This window comes from Bacillus cereus group sp. N14 (assembly GCF_016483555.1).
Taxonomy (GTDB): Bacteria; Bacillota; Bacilli; order Bacillales; family Bacillaceae_G; genus Bacillus_A; species Bacillus_A wiedmannii.
On record NZ_JAEHBQ010000117.1, the window covers coordinates 1 to 245 of the forward strand.

The following is a 245-nucleotide window of genomic DNA, read 5'->3' on the forward strand; positions in this document are numbered from 1 at the left end:
GGATTCTTTACTTGCAGATAGTATGGAGACGCCTCTTCAATAATATCATAACAATGGGTATGGTGCACTATGCTTATTAGAGGTAATGGAGGAGTTTAAGGTAGATACGTTTATTTTCTCTTCTCCTGCGGCAACGTATGGTGAGGTAGATGTATAACTTATTACTGAGGAAACGATTAAAAATCCTACGATTACGTATGGAGAGACTAAGTTAGCAATCGAGAATATGCTTCATTGGTTTAGCC

Annotated in this window: 1 pseudogene; it reads left to right on the forward strand. The window is 38.0% G+C overall.

The annotated features are described in order from the left end of the window. A pseudogene (locus JDS82_RS29345) lies at positions 1-245 on the forward strand (GDP-mannose 4,6-dehydratase); the annotation flags it as partial.